Origin of the sequence: Xanthomonas cassavae CFBP 4642 (assembly GCF_000454545.1) — a bacterium.
GTDB lineage: Bacteria > Pseudomonadota > Gammaproteobacteria > Xanthomonadales > Xanthomonadaceae > Xanthomonas > Xanthomonas cassavae.
On the sequence record NZ_CM002139.1, the window covers coordinates 786,196 to 803,143 of the forward strand.

The following is a 16,948-nucleotide window of genomic DNA, read 5'->3' on the forward strand; positions in this document are numbered from 1 at the left end:
TTCACCGTGCCAAGGAGTTACCGATGGCCACTCGCAAGTTCACCCAGCGCTCGCGCATCCGCGAAGGCCGTCCCAACCCGCTAGGCGCCACCTGGGATGGTCTGGGCGTCAATTTTGCGCTGTATTCGCGCAATGCCACCCGCGTGGAACTGTGCCTGTTCGATGAGCGCGGCCGCGAGCAGGAACGCATCGCACTGCCCGAATACACCGACGAGGTCTGGCACGGCTATCTGCCCGACGCGCGTCCCGGCCAGCTGTACGGCTACCGCGTGCATGGCCCCTATGCGCCGGATGCCGGCCACCGCTTCAACCACAATAAATTGCTGCTGGACCCGTATGCCAAGCAGATTGTCGGCGAGCTCAAGTGGGCGCCGCACCTGTTCGGTTACACCATCGGCCATCGCGACAAGGACCTGAGTTTCGACCGACGCGACAGCGCTGCGTTCGTGCCCAAGTCCGCGGTGATCGACCCGGCGTTCACCTGGGGCCAGGACCGCCCGCCGCAGACGCCGTGGAACCGCACGGTGATCTATGAGGCGCATGTGCGTGGCTTGAGCATGCTGCACCCGGCGGTACCGCCAGAAAATCGCGGCACCTTTTCGGCCTTGAAGACCGACGAACTCATCGACCACATCAGCTCCCTCGGCGTTACCGCGGTGGAATTGCTCCCCGTTCATGCCTTCGTCGACGATCAATACCTGCTGGAAAAAGGCCTGCGTAACTACTGGGGCTACAACACCCTGGGCTTCTTCGCCCCGCAGGGGCGCTACATGTCCACGCGCACGGTGGCCGAATTCAAGCAGATGGTGGCGCGGCTGCACCACGCCGGGCTGGAAGTACTGCTGGACGTGGTCTACAACCACACCGCCGAAGGCAACGAACTCGGGCCCACGCTGTCGTTCAAGGGGATCGACAACGCCAGCTATTACCGCCTGGCCGACGACCGCCGCTTCTACATCAACGACACCGGCACCGGGAACACCTTCGACCTGACCAATGTCGGCGCGCTGCGCATGGTGATGGATTCGTTGCGCTACTGGGTGCAGGAAATGCACGTGGACGGCTTTCGGTTCGATCTGGCCAGCATTCTCGGGCGCGAGCGTTACGGCTTCGATCCATCGGGCAGCTTTCTGGATGCGGTGCGGCAGGATCCGGTGCTGAGCCAGACCAAGCTGATCGCCGAGCCGTGGGACATCGGCCCCGGCGGCTATCAGGTAGGCAATTTTCCACCCGGCTGGGTGGAATGGAACGACAAGTTCCGCGACAACGTGCGTGCGTTCTGGCGTGGCGACGGCGGCCAGCTTGCCGAACTTGCCACGCGCCTCACCGGCTCGGCGGACCTGTTCAATCACAGCGGCCGCCGCCCCACCGCCTCGGTCAACTTCGTCACCGCACACGACGGCTTCACCCTGCGCGATCTGGTGAGTTACGAAGGCAAGCACAACATGGCCAACGGCGAGGACGGCCGTGACGGCAGCGACCACAATATTTCCGCCAATTACGGCGTGGAAGGCGACACCAACGATCCGGCCATCAAACAGCTGCGCCGCCAGCAGATGCGTAACCTGCTGGCCACCTTGCTGCTGTCGCAGGGCACGCCGATGCTGCTGGCCGGCGATGAATTCGGCCACAGCCAGAACGGCAACAACAACGCCTACTGCCAGGACAACGAGCTGACCTGGATCGACTGGACCGCTGCCACCAAGGCTGCCGCCGCCGACCAGGCCGCATTCGTGCGGCGGCTGATCCGTATCCGTCAGCGGTATCCGCTGCTGCATCGCGCGCGTTTTTTCGATGGCAAGTTCGACGACGCGCTCGGCCTGAAGGATCTCACCTGGCTGGCGCCCAACGGTGTGGAGATGGACGAAGCCGCCTGGCACGACCCGGAGGCGCGCGCGCTGATGCTGCGCCTGGATGGCCGCTCGCCGACCACCGGCCTGCGCGAGATCGCCGCCAACGTCACCTTGCTGATGCTGATCAATGCCGCGTCCACCAGCGTGTCGTTCATTCTGCCGGCGATGCACGACGAGCATTGGCGCGTGCTGGTCGACACCGCACGCCATGGCGGCCGCGTGGTGGCCGGCGGCAGCGAATGGAAGGCCCCGGCGCATTCGCTGACGCTGCTGGCGGTGGAGCGCGACCGCATTGCCAGCAGTGCGCGCATCGTCTCCGAAGGAGCGCGCTGATGGAGAGGATGGTCTGATGGACGTATTGCTGGCAGGAGCCACCGGGTTGGTTGGCAAGCAGGTGTTGCAGCAGCTGCTGGCCGATGCACGTTGCACCGGCGTGGTGGCAGTGACGCGTCGGCCGCTGACGCAGATCCACCCCAAGTTGCGCAACCAGGTGATCGATTTCGAGCGCCTGTCCAGCTGGACAGCCCCACGCATGGAAGCGGCCATCTGCGCGCTGGGTAGCACCATGAAACAGGCCGGCTCGCGCGAGGCCTTCTACCGCATCGATCATGACTACCCGATGGCGCTGGCACGCGCTGCCTGCGCGCAGGGCACCTCGGTGTTCGTGCTGAACTCGGCGGCCGGCGCCGATGCGCGCTCGCGCATCTTCTACAACCGGGTCAAGGGCGAGCTGGAACGCGATCTGCGCGAGGTCGGTTTCCCCTCGCTCACCTTCGTACGCCCCGGCCTGATCGGTGGCGAACGCGAAGAGCGCCGCACCGGCGAACGGCTCGGCAGTCTGGTGCTGGGCGGACTAGGCCCGATCCTGCCGCGCCGGTTCCGCATCAACCCGGCCGAGCGGATTGCCGCGGCGATGGTCGCCGCCGCGTTATCGCCGGCGCGCGGCGAGCACAGCGTCGAGGCGGCGGAGCTGGTTGGATGACCAACGCCCTGCGCGTGCCCGCAGGACGAGAGATGCAAGCTATGAGTGTCTTGATAGGAGCACGCCCGAGCGCGATGAGGCCTCACTGGTAATGCCGCGTCGCGCTCTGGCGCGCTCCTACCAGTTTGTGTGCAGCGGCATCTTCGCTGGCACGGCAGTTGCTCATGCGCCTAGCGATTGCCCACCATCCACCGCCAACACCTGCCCGGTGATCCAGCGCGCCTGTGGCGAAGCGAGAAACAGCGCGGCATCGGCAACGTACTGCACCTGCCCGAATCTGCCGAACGGAATGCTGTCGCGGATGCGCGCATACAGCTCTGGCTCTTCGCGCCTGCGCTGGTCCCAGAGCCCGTCTGGACACTCGATCGAGCCCGGTGCGATGGCATTGACGCGGATGCGTTCGCGCGCCAGCTCGGCAGCCAGGGTGGTGGTGTAGTAATTCAGCGCGGCCTTGGCGGTGGAATAGGCGATCGCGCGCGGCGTCGGGCGCTGCGCGTTGATCGAGCTGATGTTGAGGATCACCGCATCCGCACTGCGGCGCAGATGTGGCAGTGCCGCGCGGTTGCAGCGCACGGCCGCCATCAGGTCGATCTCCAGGCCGACCTGCCAACTGCCATCGTCCGTGCCGTGACCGTAGCCGGAGGCATTGTTGACGACCACATCCAGACCACCCAGTGCCCGCGCGGCGGCCTGCACGTAGTGCTCGATCTGTGCAGCATCGGCCAGGTCGCAGGGCAGGGTATGCACCGGCGTACCGAGTGCCGCCAGCGTCTGCGCCGCCTGTGCCAGGCCTTCGGGGTTGCGCGCACAGATCGATACCTGCGCGCCATTGCGCACGAATGCGTCGGCGATCGCAAGGCCAATGCCGCGGCTGCCACCGGCGATCAGGACACGTTGCGGAGGAGATGCGGAGTTGGACATGCCAGACACCAGAGAACAGAGACTCGCATTATCGGGCAGCTGGCGCTGCATGAGTCATGACGGCTGGATCTTGCGCGTAGCGCAGCGTGCAACGCGACGTTTCGGCATGCGGCGTTGCGCCATGCAATGTGCAGTGCGGCATCCATCGGAGCAACTGCCTGGTGCGGCAGCGTCGTCCGTCTGCGCTGGCGGATATGCTCTGGTGAGTGGCCCGTACCGATACAGCAGCCACGCCGGCGCAATGGGCCATATCAGCACCATCACGATCGATATCCACACCAGCATACGCACCTGCACACGTCAGCCACGGCCAACAGCCACAGCCAACGGTCCTGTACTGAAACCAAGGTTTGCCGCCCCGCGCAAGACGCTCGAGTAGAAAATCAGAAAGGGTGTCCCTCAAAACCGGCAGCAAGGCTAACGAGTCTACGACTGCATCAGATCCAGGCTCCTGGCATTCTCGTGCCCATCGTCGGCGCGCTTTTCCCGGGACGCGGGTAACCAGGCGGCCTTGCGCAACAGCAGGCCAGGCCAATGCCGACATCATCGATTGACCTTGCTGATTGCAGTGGCGACCGCTGTCATCTCACTGCCATGTGCGTCAGCCGCCGCTTGCCCCATAAGCCTCATCACCGCTGGCGATCAGCTCATGCCTTTCTGGCTGTGCGTCGCTAACCAAACGTTTACACACCGGCGGCGCGCTGCGGGCACAACGTGCAGGTCATTCAGTGGGAGTTGCACATGGAAACCCATATCACCGTCATCGGTGCCGGCTTCTGCGGCACCGCGCTGGTCCGTGCGCTGGCGCAGACGGCCGATGCGCAGGTGCGCATCACGCTGGCGGGCGTGGCTGAGACCTTCGGCAGCGGCATCGCCTATGGCGCCGCGCGGCCGGAGCACCTGCTCAATGTGCGCGCCAAGGATCTGGGCATCGATGCCCAGGCGCCGGGTGCGTTTGCCGACACGCTGCATCTGGGCGATAGCGGGCGGTTGGAATTCCTGCCGCGGCTGGCCTATGGCGACTATCTGCGCGGCGAACTGGATGCGGCAGTGAGCGGCGCGCAGGCCTCGATCGTGCGGCTGTCGCAGGAGGCGGTGGCAGTGGAGCGGGTGCGCAAGGGGTTTCGCGTGTTCCTGGCCAACGGCGATGCCTTCCACAGCGACCGCGTGGTGCTGGCGGTGGGTGGGCTGCAGCCGCAGGCGCTGGCCGGTATCGGCCCACGCTTGAGCGTGCATCCGCGCTATATCGGCTGGCCGTGGCAGGGCGATGCGCTGGCGCGGTTGTCGCCGGATGACGATGTGCTGATCGTCGGCGCGGGCTTGACCATGGTCGATGTGGCGCTGACCCTGCACGCACGCGGGCACAAGGGACGGCTGCTGGCGATCTCGCGGCGCGGGCTCGCGCCGCAGGCGCATCTGCGCCAGCCCGGCGCGCCGCTGGAGTTGCCGCCGCATCTGCACCGCGCGCTCAAGGACGCCGACCTGCGTGGCCTGTTGCGCGGCGTGCGCCAACTCAGCGCGGTGGTGGACGACTGGCGGCGCGTGGTGGATGCGCTGCGCCCGCATCTGCAGCCGCTGTGGCAACGCCTGGAACTGTGGCAGCGTGCGCGCTTCCTGCGCCATCTGCGCCCGTACTGGGAAGTGGCGCGGCATCGGGTGGCACCGGGCGCGGCGGAGCAACTGGCGCAATTGCAGGCCGGCGGCCAGCTACAGGTTGTCGCTGCGCGGCTGCTGCGTGCGCGCTGGGTTCCCGATGGTGTGGAAGCGGTGATCCGCGCGCGCGGCGCGGCCGATGCGCAGACGCTGCGGTTCGACGCGGTTGTTCGCGCCACCGGCCTGGACACCGATATCGACCGGACCAGCGACCCATTGATCGCCGGCATGCGCGAGGCCGGCCTGTTGCGCGCCGATCCACTGGGGCTGGGTGTGGATACCGATGCGCATCTGCGCGTACGCGACGGTACCGGGCAGATCGTGCCAGGGCTGTATTGCGTGGGGCCGCTGCTGCGAGGACGTTACTGGGAAATCACCGCCGTGCCCGAATTGCGTGTGGCCACGCGCGCACTGGCCGACCATCTGCTGCTGAATGCCGCGCCGGCGTTACAGCCGGAGCCCGAGCAGGTGCCGCGTGAGGTCAACGGACGGCTGTAGGCTGCTCAAGGCGTCCTGCGCACGTCGCGGTTGAGCCGATCCGTTCGGGAGCGCCGTGGCGTAGGCGGGAGGGCGATGCCTGCTGCCGGGCGCGGAAGGAACATCGTGCAGAGCCTCGCTGCGGCCTCATACCCATGTCCCTCGCCTGGCAGGAGCGGGACGTTCGGCGTTTGCGCGCAGTTCTCTTCAGAACTGCGCACTGGTGCACCCGAGGGGTCGAACCGCGCAATCGTGCTGCGGAATACCTGGCGGGGCGCAGGCAGGCGGTGAGGACTGCGCCACGGTGATCGTCCTGGGTCTGCCAGGGCTCAGGGCGTCGCATCCCCTTCGTCTGAACTGGAGTCCGCCATGCCTCGTCTCGTTTCCGCTGTTTTCGCCGTAGCGCTGTGCGCCAGCGCCCTGCCTGCGATGGCAACCGAATCGCTCAAGACGTATGTCGCCGTCATCTCTGCGCTGGAAGCTGGCGACGACGTCAGCCTGACCACCGATCTCAGCCGCTGCACGCCCGAGCCGGGCACCGCGCCCAGTCAGACTCGCGGTGGCCCGCCATATCGAGGCCTATCGCATCACTGAGGACGGCACCGCGGCGTTCTCCGGCTCGCACGGTCTGGCTGGGTTCCCGATGAGCCTCCCGGTCGGGCAGGCAGGAGCCGCCGCAGTCTTTCCCGCATCGCCGGCAGTCGCCCGGAACCCCGCGTGGCCTCACAATAGGCGGCCAGTTCCGGAACCAAGTCGCCATGCGCAAGACCTACCAGCTCAACCTCGAAGGCAAGAACCGCGATCGCCTGCTGGAAGCCAGCAAGCACGATATCCGCAAGTACATCCGCCGCGAGCGCCGCAAGGACCTGCCGGAAGGGGCCGATTACTGGGATTTCGACATGCGCTTCGGCGTGGACGAGGCCAGCGCGCAGCCGCTGCCGCCGGCAGAGCTGATCCGCTCGATCAACGCGCTCACCGGCGACGGTGGCGACCAGTTCTTCGTGGAAATCCTGCGCAAGCCCGCCAAGCGCACCCCGCGTGCCGATGGCGAGGCGCTGGCCGGCGGCGAGCTGGATTTCGAGCAGGACTGAACGCGGTTTTCAGATGATCCAATGACTGGACGACTGCGCCGCCGTCAGGCAGCGCAGCCGGTGCCCGAATCGGCCACCCTTGCGCGCACCGTCGCCTCTGCGCGCGGTGCGCAGCTGCCTGGCCACTGTTCTCCAGGTCCTGCCCGCCATTCCCGGCACTGCTCGCGCAGGGTGGCGTTTGCGGCCGTATGGCATGGCGCGGCGAGCCAACGCTACGCGCCAGCTGTGTGGTCACCAGGTCTGGTGACCACACGGCGACTGCCGATTTGAACAACGCCATTGGCGACACGATGTGCAGCGCTGCCGCGCGGGTCAGTCCGGCTTGGGCGCGGCCTGCGTGGCCGCGCGCAGCTTGTCCTTCTTGCTGGGCCGCTTGCCCTTGATGCCGCCGTTGTCATCGGCGGCGCGTGTCGGCGTGTCTGTGGCAGGTGCGTCGCTGGGCGTGGGTTCGAAGCCGGCGATCACCTCGGCGGCGATACGCAGGCCTTGGCGTTTTTCGATCAACCGCCATTGCTGCGCGTTGTCGGCGGTGATGAAGCTGATCGCCACGCCGCTGGCGCCGGCACGTGCGGTGCGGCCGATGCGGTGGGTGTAATCCACGGTGGAGCGCGGCAGGTCGTAGTTGATCACCGCTGGCAGCTGCACGATATCGATGCCGCGGGCGGCCAGGTCGGTGGCGATCACCACCTGCACGGTCTGCTGCTTGAAGGCCGATAGCGTGCGTTCGCGGCGGCCCTGGCTCAACTCGCCGTGCAGGGGTTGTGCACTGATGCCGGTCTTCTCCAGCTTTTCAGCGACCTTTTCCGCAGTGTGCCGGCTGGCGACGAACACCAGCAGTTGCGGCCAGCCGCGATCGAGCAGCAACTGGCGCAGCAGCTGCGTGCGCTGGGCGGCATCCACGGCGATGGCGCGCTGCGCGATCGCCGGCGCCTGCTCGGGTGTCGCTTCGACGGTGATGCGCAGTGGGTCGCGCAGCCGGCGCTTGGCCAGCGTGGCGATGGCGGGCGGAAACGTGGCCGACACCAGCACGCTCTGCCGCTGCGCCGGCAATAGCGCAAGGATGCGATCGAGCTCGGCGCCGAAGCCCAGGTCCAGCAGGCGGTCGGCTTCGTCCAGCACCAGGGTGGTCACTTGGCCCAGGCGCAGCGCGTTGTGCTCCACCAGGTCCAGCAGCCGGCCGGGCGTGGCGACCACGATGTCGGCACCGCCGCGCAGCGCCAGCAACTGCGGGTTGATCGAGCTGCCGCCGGTGGCGGCAACGATCTTGAGCCGTCGCGGCAGGTGCGCAGCCAGCTGGCGCAGCGTGGCCTCCACCTGTGCGGCAAGTTCGCGGGTGGGCACCAGCACCAGCGCACCCGGCACGCGCGGAGCCGTGTCCGGGGCGAGCAGGCATTGCTGCAACAACGGCAGCGCATAGGCCAGCGTCTTGCCCGAGCCGGTCTGCGCCATTGCGATCAGGTCGCGCCCGGCCAGCATCGGTGGGATGGCCTGCTGCTGGACCGGCGTGGGCGTGCGGTGGCCGGCCTGGCGCAGGGCGGTCTCGAAAAACGGCAGTAGCTGTGGCGACAGCGAGAGGTGGGCAAATGACATGCAGCGATTATCCGGCATTCAGAGCGGCTAACAGGATGTAGCGAGCAGGTGTCGGGTGTGTGGACGGCGCGCTCACCACCGGAATGTATGAGGATTGCAGGCAACGGCTGTGCCCGTCTGGCTGCGCAGTTTTTTTTTGTTAGCCGCTCTTACGCTGCAGCGCCCGCGACGCGGTGTGCGGTCATCGGTCATCCAGCGCCGAACCGCAATGGGATGCACGATGGCCGTGTGCAGCGGCAGACACGCTGGGAGAAGCGGTGGGAGGGCCTGGATCGGAGTGCACGCCGTTGCGGAGCTGCATCCGTGCATCGATCGTCAGCGCGCGTGTCCATCCGGGACGACGTTGCGTGACCGCCGCCTGGTCGATGCGATCACCGCCGCACCGTGCGACGGGCCGTGCGCGGCAGTCGGCAGTGAGTAAGCGTCGGGTGTGGTGACTGTTGCGGATGCGTGGAATCGATCGATTCGCATCCTGTTGTGTCGTCTGCAGATGCAGCCTGCAGCGCGGATGTCAGGCGCCGACGCATCGCTGCGCCGGCGTTTGCATTCGCCGTTGTTGCAGATCGGCTTTACTGCGCCAGTGCCAGGTCGTCGAGCATCGCGCGCAGGAAGCGCGCGGCTTCGCCGCCGGTGGCGGCGCGGTGGTCGAAGGTCAGCGACAGCGGCATCACCTTGTGGGTTTCCACGCCGCCCATCACCGGCACGAGCTGGTAGCGCGCGCGGCCGGCAGCAACGATCGCCACGCACGGCGGCACCACCACCGGCGTGGCATAGCGGCCAGCGAACATGCCGAAGTTGGACAGCGAGATGGTGTAGCCGCTGAGTTCGGAGGCGGCGATGCTGCGGGTTTCCACCTGCTGGCGCAGCCGGTTCACGCCTTCGCGGATGCCGTGCGCGTTGAGCATGTCGGCATTGCGCAGCGCCGGCACGAACAGGCCTTCTTCGGTATCCACCGCGATGCCGATATCGACCTGGTGGTGCAGGGTACGGCTGAGCGCGTCGCCGTCGAACCAGGCGTTGAGCGCAGGGACCGCCTGGCAGGCACGCACGATGGCGCGCACCAGGCGCACGGTGACGTCGTTGCCGGGCTGCCATGCATGCAGGTCGGCATCGTCGTTGAGCGTGGTGGGCACCACCTTGCTGTGCGCATCGGCCATCACGCGCGCCATGTTGCGGCGCACGCCCTTGAGCTGTTCGGGCTGGCCCTTGACGCTGGTGCCGGGCGATTGGGTGCGCATCGGCTTGCCGCTGGCCGACAGCGGCGAGCGGGTAGAGCTGCCCTCATCCGCCCTGCGGGCCCCTTCTCCCGCAGGCGGGAGAAGGGGCGCCGTTGCCGGCCGATCTCTGCCGTCGGCAGCGGTCCCATTAGCGCTGCCACCTTCAGCGAACTGGCCACCTCGCCCGCCTGCGGGAGAGGTCGGCGCGCCCTGCGCGCCGGGTGAGGGCCGCGCGGTGCCTGCGGCTGCGGCCTGCTTTACGTCGGCCAGCGTCACCGTGCCGTCCGGGCCGGTGGCGCGCACCTGTGCCAGGTCCACGCGCAACTTGCGCGCAAGCGCACGTACCACCGGCATGGCGCGTACGCCGCCGACCGCGATCGCCTGTTCGCTCTGCACGGCGTTGGAGCTCTGCATGGCACCCACCACGGTGCCGGCGTCGTCGCGCTCGCTCGGTGCATCGGCGCCGGCATCCGCATCGGCGATCTCGCCGCCATTGTCGGACGCGACCACGCGCTCGGTGGGGCCGGCCGCGCTCTGGCCGGTGCTGGGCGTATGCACTTGGGCCTGGGCGCCACCGTGGCCATGTCCGTGGCCGGTGTCCTGCCCGTCGGCACGCTGCGGCTGCGAGGCATCCAGCGCGAACTGCGCCAGCATGGAGCCGGTCACGATCACATCGCCGGCCGCACCGGCCAGCTTGACCACAGTGCCGGAGAACGGCGAGGGCACCTCGACCACCGCCTTGGCGGTTTCCATCGACACCAGCGGCTCGTCCAGGCGCACGCTGTCGCCTTCCTTGACGAACCATTCGACGATGGTGGCGTCGGGCAGGCCTTCGCCCAGGTCGGGCAGGTGAAACGTCTTGCTTTCGCTCATGGCAGATTCTCTTGCGCCGCCGGCAATGGCGGCAGGGTGTCTTCGAGGAGTTCCAGGTCGGCCGCCGGCAGCCAGCCCTGCGCGCCATCGGCACGCTCGGACCACCACCAGCCACCGTGTTCGTGATGCAGCAATACGTCCTCGCCTGCCTGGGCATCGAGTTCGCGTGCGTCGTAGTCGCGCAACGCTTCGGCCAGGCCATCCCCCAACGGGCGCAGCCAGGCCAGCGGGGCCCAGCCGGCACGGCCGCCGTCGGTGGTGACCCAGGCGAACGCGGGCCATTCTTCGTCGCGCACACCGACGCTGACCTGCTGGCCTGCCTGGAAGCGGACCGGGTTGGCGTAGGCGGCGCGGTGCTCGCACAGCAGACGGGCGCGCATGTCAGCCGGCAGCCACCGCACGCCGCGCAGCGGTGACGATGCGCTCCACGCTGGGCAGGTACTTCATTTCCAGCCGGAACAGCGGGATATGCGTGTCATAGCCGGTGACGCGTTCGACCGGCGCCACCAGGTCGTACATCGACTGCTCGGCCAGGCGCGCGGCGATCTCCGCGCCGAAACCGGCGGTGCGCGGGGCTTCCTGCACGATCACGCAGCGGCCGGTCTTGGCCACCGATTCGGCAATGGTGTCGAAGTCCAGCGGGCGCAGCGTGGCCACGTCGATGACCTCGGCGCTGATGCCTTCGCCGGCGAGCTTGTCGGCCGCTTCCAGCGCTTCCTTGACCTGCGCGCCCCAGGTGACCAGGGTGACGTCGGTGCCGTCGCGCAGCACGAAGCACACGTCCAGCGGCAGCGCTTCGCCATCGTTGGCCACCACTTCCTTGTACTGGCGATAGATGCGCTTGGGCTCCATGTAGATCACCGGATCCGGGTCGCGGACCGCGGCCAGCAGCAGGCCATAGGCGCGCTGCGGCGAGGACGGCAACACCACGCGCAAGCCGGGCACGTTGGTGAAGATGGCTTCGTTGGCTTCGCTGTGATGCTCTGGCGCGCGGATGCCGCCGCCCCACGGCACGCGCAACACCATCGGGCAATGCAGGCGGCCGCGGGTACGGTTGCGCAGGCGTGCGGCGTGGCAAATCAGATGATCGACCATGGGGTACACGAAGCCATCGAACTGCGCTTCGGCCACCGGCTTCATGCCCTGCGCGGCCAGGCCGACGCTCAGGCCGGCGATGGTGGTTTCGTCCAACGGGGTATCCAGCACGCGTTCGCGGCCGAAGCGCTGCTGCAGGCCGGCGGTGGCGCGGAACACGCCGCCATTGACGCCCACGTCTTCGCCCAGCACCAGCACCGCGGGGTCGTGTTCCAGCTCCCAGGCCAGCGCCTGGGTGATGGCTTCGATCAGGGTGATGGGCGAACTCATGGCGATCTCTCCGCGCCTGGCAGCAGCGTTGTAAGGGGCACTGGCGTGCTGCGACGTGTCGGCGGGCACATGCTTGAGCTCATCCATGATGCGCCTCCATGGCCATCGCTTCGGCGCGCTGGGCCAGCAGTTCGGCCGGCGGATCGCCATAGAGGTAATCGAACATCGCTTCCACCGGCTGCACCGGGGTGTTCAGGTACGCATTGACCTCTTCGTCGATGCGCGCGCCGCATTCGGTTTTCCAGGCCTCTTCCTGCGCGTCGTCCCACAGGCCTTGCGCGGTGAGATAGCGGCGCAGGCGCAGCAGCGGTTCGCGGGTCCAGGCCTGCTTGACCTCGTCTTCGCCACGGTAGCGACGCGCGTCGTCGGCGGTGGTGTGGTCGGTAAGGCGGTAGGTCATGAACTCGATCACCGTACCGCCGTCGCCGGCCAGGGCGCGCTCGCGCGCCTGCCGCATCGCTTCGAGTACCGCGATGAGGTCGTTGCCATCCACCTGCAGGCAGTGCAGGCCACCGGCCAGGCCTTTCTGCGCCAGCGTCTGCGCGCCGGTCTGCGCCGCGCGCGGCACCGAGATGGCCCAGCCGTTGTTGATCACGCACAGGATCAGCGGCAGCTTGTAGGCGCCGGCCGAATTGAGCGCGGCATAGAAGTCGGTCTTGGAACTGCCGCCGTCGCCGCAGCAGGCCACCGCCACCTGCGGCTTGCCCATCAGCTTGAACGACAGCGCCGAGCCAGCCGCATGCAGGCACTGGGTGGAGATCGGCACGCAGATCGGGAAGTCGATCGCCGCATCCGAGTTACGCGGGTAATCGCTGCCGCGTTCGTCGCCGCCCCAGTACAGCAGCACATCGCGCGGGCGCACGCCGCGTTCGAACATGGTGCCGTATTCGCGGTAGCTGGGCGCGAACACATCGCCGCTGCGCATCGACGCGCCGATGCCCACGTGGGTGGCTTCGTGACCCAGGCTGGCGGCGTAGGTGCCGAGCTTGCCGGTGCGCTGCAGCGCCACCGACTTGCTGTCGAAGGTGCGCACGAACAGCATGCGCTTGAACAGCGCCAGCAGGGTGTGCGGGTTGGCGGCGTCGGCCGGCAGGTCGTCGCGGACGAGGTTGCCGTCCGCGTCCATGTATTGCAGATAGTCGATCTGGAACTGCGCGGCTACGCTCATTGCGGCGACACCTTCATCAAGAAGTTTCAAATGATAAGAGTTGCCATGTTAAGGACGGCGGAGCAAAACGCTGTCCTGCACCGCAGCACACAAGGATGCTGGCTTGCACAAAAAAAGGGCGCGGACCAGGCCGCGCCCTTTGTCGCAGTAAGAAACTGCGATGTGGTGCAGTGCGATCAGCGGCGGCCGGCGCCTCCACCGATCGGGGTGACGATCAGCGCCGAATTGTTGGCCGGGCTCGCGTCCGGCGATGCGGACGTGGCACTGGCCTGCACGCGGACCGCGCCTTCGGCCGGGGTGGGCCGGGTTGCAACGGTCAGCTGGAACACCGCCTGCGTGCCCGGCTGCATCATCGCCGCACTGCAGACGAAGCGGGCGTTACGCAGCGATTGCAGCTGCTTGTCGCAGCGCCAGCCGCGCGGCGGAACCAGCAGCGACAGTGCAGACACGGTATTGCCTTCGATCACCACGCCGGGGCGCTGTGCCGGGGCGGCGCCGATGTTGTCCAGCAGCACCCGGTAGCTGGCGTTGAAGGCGGTGGTCGGCAGGCTGGCCGGGCCATCGAGCCGTACTGCCAGGTCACTGCGCGGTTGCGCCAGCACGGCCACGCTGGCTGTGTCGGTGTTGTTGTCTGCCCGCGGATCGGGGGTCTGTGAAGCCACCGACGCTGCCAGCAGCAACGCGCGACCGGCCAGCGCGGCGCCGGCCTCCACCTGCACGTCAAAACGCTGCACATTGCCAGGTGCCAGCGACGCGATGGTGCAGGTAACCACGGTCTGCGCAGCGATCTGCGGCGGTTGGCACGCCCAACCGGGTGCAGCGCTGACGCGCGGGCTGACCGCGGCATCAAATGCCAACGCCACTGCGGCAAACGCGGCGCTCTCCGGCCCGCGATTGTCCACATCCACGGTGTAGTCGATGCGCTCGCCTTCGGTGACCTGCGCACGTGCGGCAGTGACTGCCACACCCAGATCCGCGTTGACCTGCTTGCGCATGCGCAACAGCACCACGGTGGGATCGTGGTCGGACAAGCGCGTCGGTGTATTGGCATCGTTGCGCGCGGTACCGGGGAAGTCGGCATTGATGCGGGCGTGGCCCACCAACAACGAGGCGATCTGCGGCGTGCGCATCAGCGCATCGCTGGCCAGGACGTGATCCAGCGACTGCACGTTGCCGTCGAACGCGTACGAGTAGCTCTGATCGGGCGTGTTGAACCAGGTCAGATCGGTGTAATCCGGGTTGACCAGATCGGCACCATCGCCGCCCACCACGGTCTGCGCATCCGGCGCCGGTTTGCCGGTGACGGTGCCCATCGCGTCCACATAGCCGTCGTTGAACTCGAAGGCGTTGAAGTCGCCCATCACCAGCGCTTTTTCGTCAGGGTTCACTTGCTGACGCGTCTGCAGCAGGCGCGCCAGATACTCGGCCTGGGCCTGGCGCTTGGCGCGGATGCGGGTACCGGCCGCATCGTCGGTCTCGGCGCCGTTGAGCGAGCGCTGATGCACCACGATGGCGGTCAGCGGCAGCACGCGGCCGTCGGCCTGGTGCACGTCGGCAGTGAGCACCAGCGGCGGGCGGTCGTTGAGCAGGCTTACCGCGCCGGCCGGCTCGGTCCAGGTGGTGGTCTTGCCTTCCTGCGCAATGGAAAGCACTTCTACGCGCGGCACGCCACCGGCAACCTCGGCGGTCTTGACCAGGAAGCCGACGTCGATACCGCCAACGTCATTGCCTTCCTGCAGATACGCCACGTACTTGGGATCCTGCTGGCCGGCGGCCACCGCGTCGGCATTGACGCGCGCGGCCAGGGTCTGCAGCACGCTGATGTTTTCCACCTCCACCGTGCCCAGGATGTCGGGCGTGTGCAGGTAGTTGCGGATCGCCAGCGAGGCCTTGTTGAGACGTGCCTGGAACGCGGCCGGGGTGAGTACCGGCTCGCCGATGGCCGGGTCGTTCTGGTCGTCGAAGAACCGTTCCATGTTGTAGGTGGCCACGGCCACGTCGTCGGCCTGCGGCAGCGGTGCCGGGCGCGGTTGGTCGGCACCGTTGCAGCTCACCTGCGGGGTGCGTTCCGGGTACAGCGTGTAGCGACGGAAGCTGTAGTCCAGCGGGCCGACGACATTGAGCACCTGGCAGCCGGAGGCAAGATCCAGTCGCTCGGCGCCGACGCCGGCACTGCCGACCGCGATGACTTCCGGGTTGGTGTTCCAGCGCGGCACGCCGGCAGGCGAGCCGGCCGGAAGCGGGTCGGGCAACTGCACGCCCGGCTCGCGAAAGGCACGCGGCACGCCGGTGACCACGGCATGGAACACGCCATTGCTGGTCGCGGTGGCGTTGGTTTCGTTGACGCTGCCGCCGGTGGGCGCATTGACGGTGAGGCTGGCGGCAGCCACACGCATGCCTTCCAGCGCTTCGAGCTGATCAAAGGCGCCGTTCGGGTTGGGGAAGTTCGCGCTCAATGCGACCGGCATCGGCAACGGATTGCCGGTGGAATCCAGCAGCACGGTCAGGCTGCCGCCGATCTCGGTCAGCGGCGGCTGGGTCGGGTCGGCGGTAGGCACGTATTCGATCACCGTGCCCTGCACGCGCACCCGGTTGCCGATGGCGGCCGCGTCCGGCGGTGCGCTGCCGGTGTAGACGTAGACGCCTTCGGAGGTGGACGGGTCGGCGTCGGCTTCGCTGTCGGGCGCTTGCAGGAAGAAACCGGCGCTGCGGCGAGCGGTCACGATGCCCGACGTGGCGACCACCTGGCCCTCCAGCGGCGAGCGGGCGCCCTTGCCCTGGATGGCATGGATCGGCAGCAGGGTGAAGTCGTCGTTGAGGATGGTGCCGGTGGCGCTCAGCGTGGCCGGCAAGGCGCCGGTGAGGCCGCTGATCTGCAGCCGGAAGCTTTCATCCGGCTCCGGCGTGGTGTCGCCCAGTACATCGACGGAAATGGTGGCGCTGCGTTCCCCGGCGGCGATGCGCAGGGTGGTGGCAGGCAGGGCGATGTAGTCGCTGCCGGCCGTGGCGGTGCCATCGACGGTGGCGGCGGTGAAGCTCACCCCACCCGCATCCGCCGGCTGGCTCAGGCTCAGCGTGAACACGACGCTGCGGCGGCCGCTGTTGCCTTCGGCCTGGCTGACATCGGCCAGCGTGGCGATCGGCTGGCGGCCGCCGCTGCACAGGCGCGCGGCGCTGGCGCTAGTGCGCGGGGCCGGTGCGCCGGTGGCGAAATCGGCCGCGTTGTTGTCGGTATCGGTGCAGCCATCGCCTGCACGCAGTACCGCCAACGTGTTGCTCGGAGCGGGGGTGGGCGCATTGCCTTCGGCGCAGCTGGCATTGCTGCCGTAGCCGACCAGATCGGCGTTGCCGGTGGGGCAGGTGCCGCTCAGGGCCGCCGCCGCCGTGCTCAATGCCACCTTGCCGGCGGTGCCGCTCATGGCCAGCGTTCCGGTGGCGTCGGGTGTGGGCAGCGCTACGCTGCCGCCGCTGCCATCGGCCTGCTTGACCAGGTAATAGCCGCCGGCCGGCACGCTGCCTGTTAGTGGCGTGACCTGCCAGCTGCTACCGGCGGCCGAGGCGTACTGTACCGACCAGCCGTCCAGGCTGACCGTGGTACTGCCGATATTGTGCAGCTCGATGAAATCGCTGCGGAGGGTGGCGCCGCTATTGCCGCCACCACCATAGACCTGGCTGATGACGACCTGCGCATCGGCGTGGCCGGCAACTGCCAGCGCACAGCAAAGTAAGGCTGCACGACGCTGCAACACATGCATGAG

The 16,948-nt window shown here is 67.8% G+C and carries 11 protein-coding genes and 1 pseudogene; 5 read left to right on the top strand and 7 right to left on the bottom strand.

The genetic code is table 11. The annotated features are described in order from the left end of the window. Positions 1–23: 23 nt before the first annotated feature. Positions 24–2,186 (top strand): glycogen debranching protein GlgX, encoded by a 2,163-nt coding sequence (glgX, locus tag XCSCFBP4642_RS0103465; protein WP_029218559.1) that lies wholly within the window; start codon positions 24–26, stop codon positions 2,184–2,186. Positions 2,187–2,202: 16 nt separating this feature from the next. After that, entirely contained in the window at positions 2,203–2,835 is a 633-nt protein-coding gene (locus XCSCFBP4642_RS0103470; RefSeq protein WP_029218560.1) for an NAD(P)H-binding protein, read from the top strand. A gap of 162 nt (positions 2,836–2,997) precedes the next feature. Here XCSCFBP4642_RS0103470 and XCSCFBP4642_RS0103475 read toward each other — a convergent pair whose 3' ends face one another. Further along, a complete protein-coding gene (locus XCSCFBP4642_RS0103475; RefSeq protein WP_029218561.1) occupies positions 2,998–3,756 on the bottom strand; it encodes an SDR family NAD(P)-dependent oxidoreductase in 759 nt (252 codons plus the stop codon). A gap of 741 nt (positions 3,757–4,497) precedes the next feature. Between XCSCFBP4642_RS0103475 and XCSCFBP4642_RS0103480 the strand changes: the two genes are divergently transcribed. From XCSCFBP4642_RS0103480 to XCSCFBP4642_RS0103490, 3 genes and pseudogenes are all read left to right on the top strand, one after another. Then, positions 4,498–5,907 carry an FAD/NAD(P)-binding protein gene (locus XCSCFBP4642_RS0103480; RefSeq protein ID WP_029218562.1) on the top strand — a complete coding sequence of 470 codons (1,410 nt, stop codon included), beginning with the start codon at positions 4,498–4,500 and terminating at the stop codon, positions 5,905–5,907. 348 nt (positions 5,908–6,255) lie between these two features. Beyond that, positions 6,256–6,511: pseudogene (locus tag XCSCFBP4642_RS23980) on the top strand (VirK family protein); the annotation flags it as partial. A gap of 133 nt (positions 6,512–6,644) precedes the next feature. Next, the gene (locus XCSCFBP4642_RS0103490; protein WP_029218563.1) at positions 6,645–6,977 is read left to right on the top strand and encodes a DUF6172 family protein; all 333 of its coding nucleotides are present in this window, start codon (positions 6,645–6,647) and stop codon (positions 6,975–6,977) included. A gap of 312 nt (positions 6,978–7,289) precedes the next feature. Here the strand turns inward: XCSCFBP4642_RS0103490 and XCSCFBP4642_RS0103495 are convergent, their stop codons facing one another. The 6 genes from XCSCFBP4642_RS0103495 to XCSCFBP4642_RS0103520 form a co-directional block, all read right to left on the bottom strand. Beyond that, positions 7,290–8,567, bottom strand: coding sequence for a DEAD/DEAH box helicase (locus XCSCFBP4642_RS0103495; protein ID WP_029218564.1), 1,278 nt, complete (start codon positions 8,565–8,567; stop codon positions 7,290–7,292). Positions 8,568–9,136: 569 nt separating this feature from the next. After that, positions 9,137–10,657, bottom strand: a complete 1,521-nt coding sequence (locus XCSCFBP4642_RS0103500; protein WP_029218565.1) for a dihydrolipoamide acetyltransferase family protein — start codon at positions 10,655–10,657, stop codon at positions 9,137–9,139. Next, the gene (locus tag XCSCFBP4642_RS0103505; RefSeq protein WP_029218566.1) at positions 10,654–11,037 is read right to left on the bottom strand and encodes an SH3 domain-containing protein; all 384 of its coding nucleotides are present in this window, start codon (positions 11,035–11,037) and stop codon (positions 10,654–10,656) included. The genes XCSCFBP4642_RS0103500 and XCSCFBP4642_RS0103505 overlap by 4 nt, the downstream gene beginning before the upstream one ends. 1 nt (position 11,038) lies before the next feature. Continuing rightward, the gene (locus tag XCSCFBP4642_RS0103510) at positions 11,039–12,109 is read right to left on the bottom strand and encodes an alpha-ketoacid dehydrogenase subunit beta (RefSeq protein ID WP_029218567.1); all 1,071 of its coding nucleotides are present in this window, start codon (positions 12,107–12,109) and stop codon (positions 11,039–11,041) included. After that, positions 12,102–13,190 carry a pyruvate dehydrogenase (acetyl-transferring) E1 component subunit alpha gene (gene pdhA / locus XCSCFBP4642_RS0103515; RefSeq protein WP_029218568.1) on the bottom strand — a complete coding sequence of 363 codons (1,089 nt, stop codon included), beginning with the start codon at positions 13,188–13,190 and terminating at the stop codon, positions 12,102–12,104. The genes XCSCFBP4642_RS0103510 and pdhA overlap by 8 nt, the downstream gene beginning before the upstream one ends. A 176-nt stretch (positions 13,191–13,366) precedes the next feature. Beyond that, positions 13,367–16,945, bottom strand: a complete 3,579-nt coding sequence (locus XCSCFBP4642_RS0103520) for a lamin tail domain-containing protein (RefSeq protein ID WP_029218569.1) — start codon at positions 16,943–16,945, stop codon at positions 13,367–13,369. Positions 16,946–16,948 lie beyond the last annotated feature (3 nt).

Bases quoted from the DNA above. Each gene is read 5' to 3' on its own strand.
- glgX (WP_029218559.1), top strand. From the start codon at position 24: ATGGCCACTCGCAAGTTCACCCAGCGCTCGCGCATCCGCGAAGGCCGT.
- XCSCFBP4642_RS0103470 (WP_029218560.1), top strand. From the start codon at position 2,203: ATGGACGTATTGCTGGCAGGAGCCACCGGGTTGGTTGGCAAGCAGGTG.
- XCSCFBP4642_RS0103475 (WP_029218561.1), bottom strand. From the start codon at position 3,756: ATGTCCAACTCCGCATCTCCTCCGCAACGTGTCCTGATCGCCGGTGGC.
- XCSCFBP4642_RS0103480 (WP_029218562.1), top strand. From the start codon at position 4,498: ATGGAAACCCATATCACCGTCATCGGTGCCGGCTTCTGCGGCACCGCG.
- XCSCFBP4642_RS0103490 (WP_029218563.1), top strand. From the start codon at position 6,645: ATGCGCAAGACCTACCAGCTCAACCTCGAAGGCAAGAACCGCGATCGC.
- XCSCFBP4642_RS0103495 (WP_029218564.1), bottom strand. From the start codon at position 8,567: ATGTCATTTGCCCACCTCTCGCTGTCGCCACAGCTACTGCCGTTTTTC.
- XCSCFBP4642_RS0103500 (WP_029218565.1), bottom strand. From the start codon at position 10,657: ATGAGCGAAAGCAAGACGTTTCACCTGCCCGACCTGGGCGAAGGCCTG.
- XCSCFBP4642_RS0103505 (WP_029218566.1), bottom strand. From the start codon at position 11,037: ATGCGCGCCCGTCTGCTGTGCGAGCACCGCGCCGCCTACGCCAACCCG.
- XCSCFBP4642_RS0103510 (WP_029218567.1), bottom strand. From the start codon at position 12,109: ATGGATGAGCTCAAGCATGTGCCCGCCGACACGTCGCAGCACGCCAGT.
- pdhA (WP_029218568.1), bottom strand. From the start codon at position 13,190: ATGAGCGTAGCCGCGCAGTTCCAGATCGACTATCTGCAATACATGGAC.
- XCSCFBP4642_RS0103520 (WP_029218569.1), bottom strand. From the start codon at position 16,945: ATGCATGTGTTGCAGCGTCGTGCAGCCTTACTTTGCTGTGCGCTGGCA.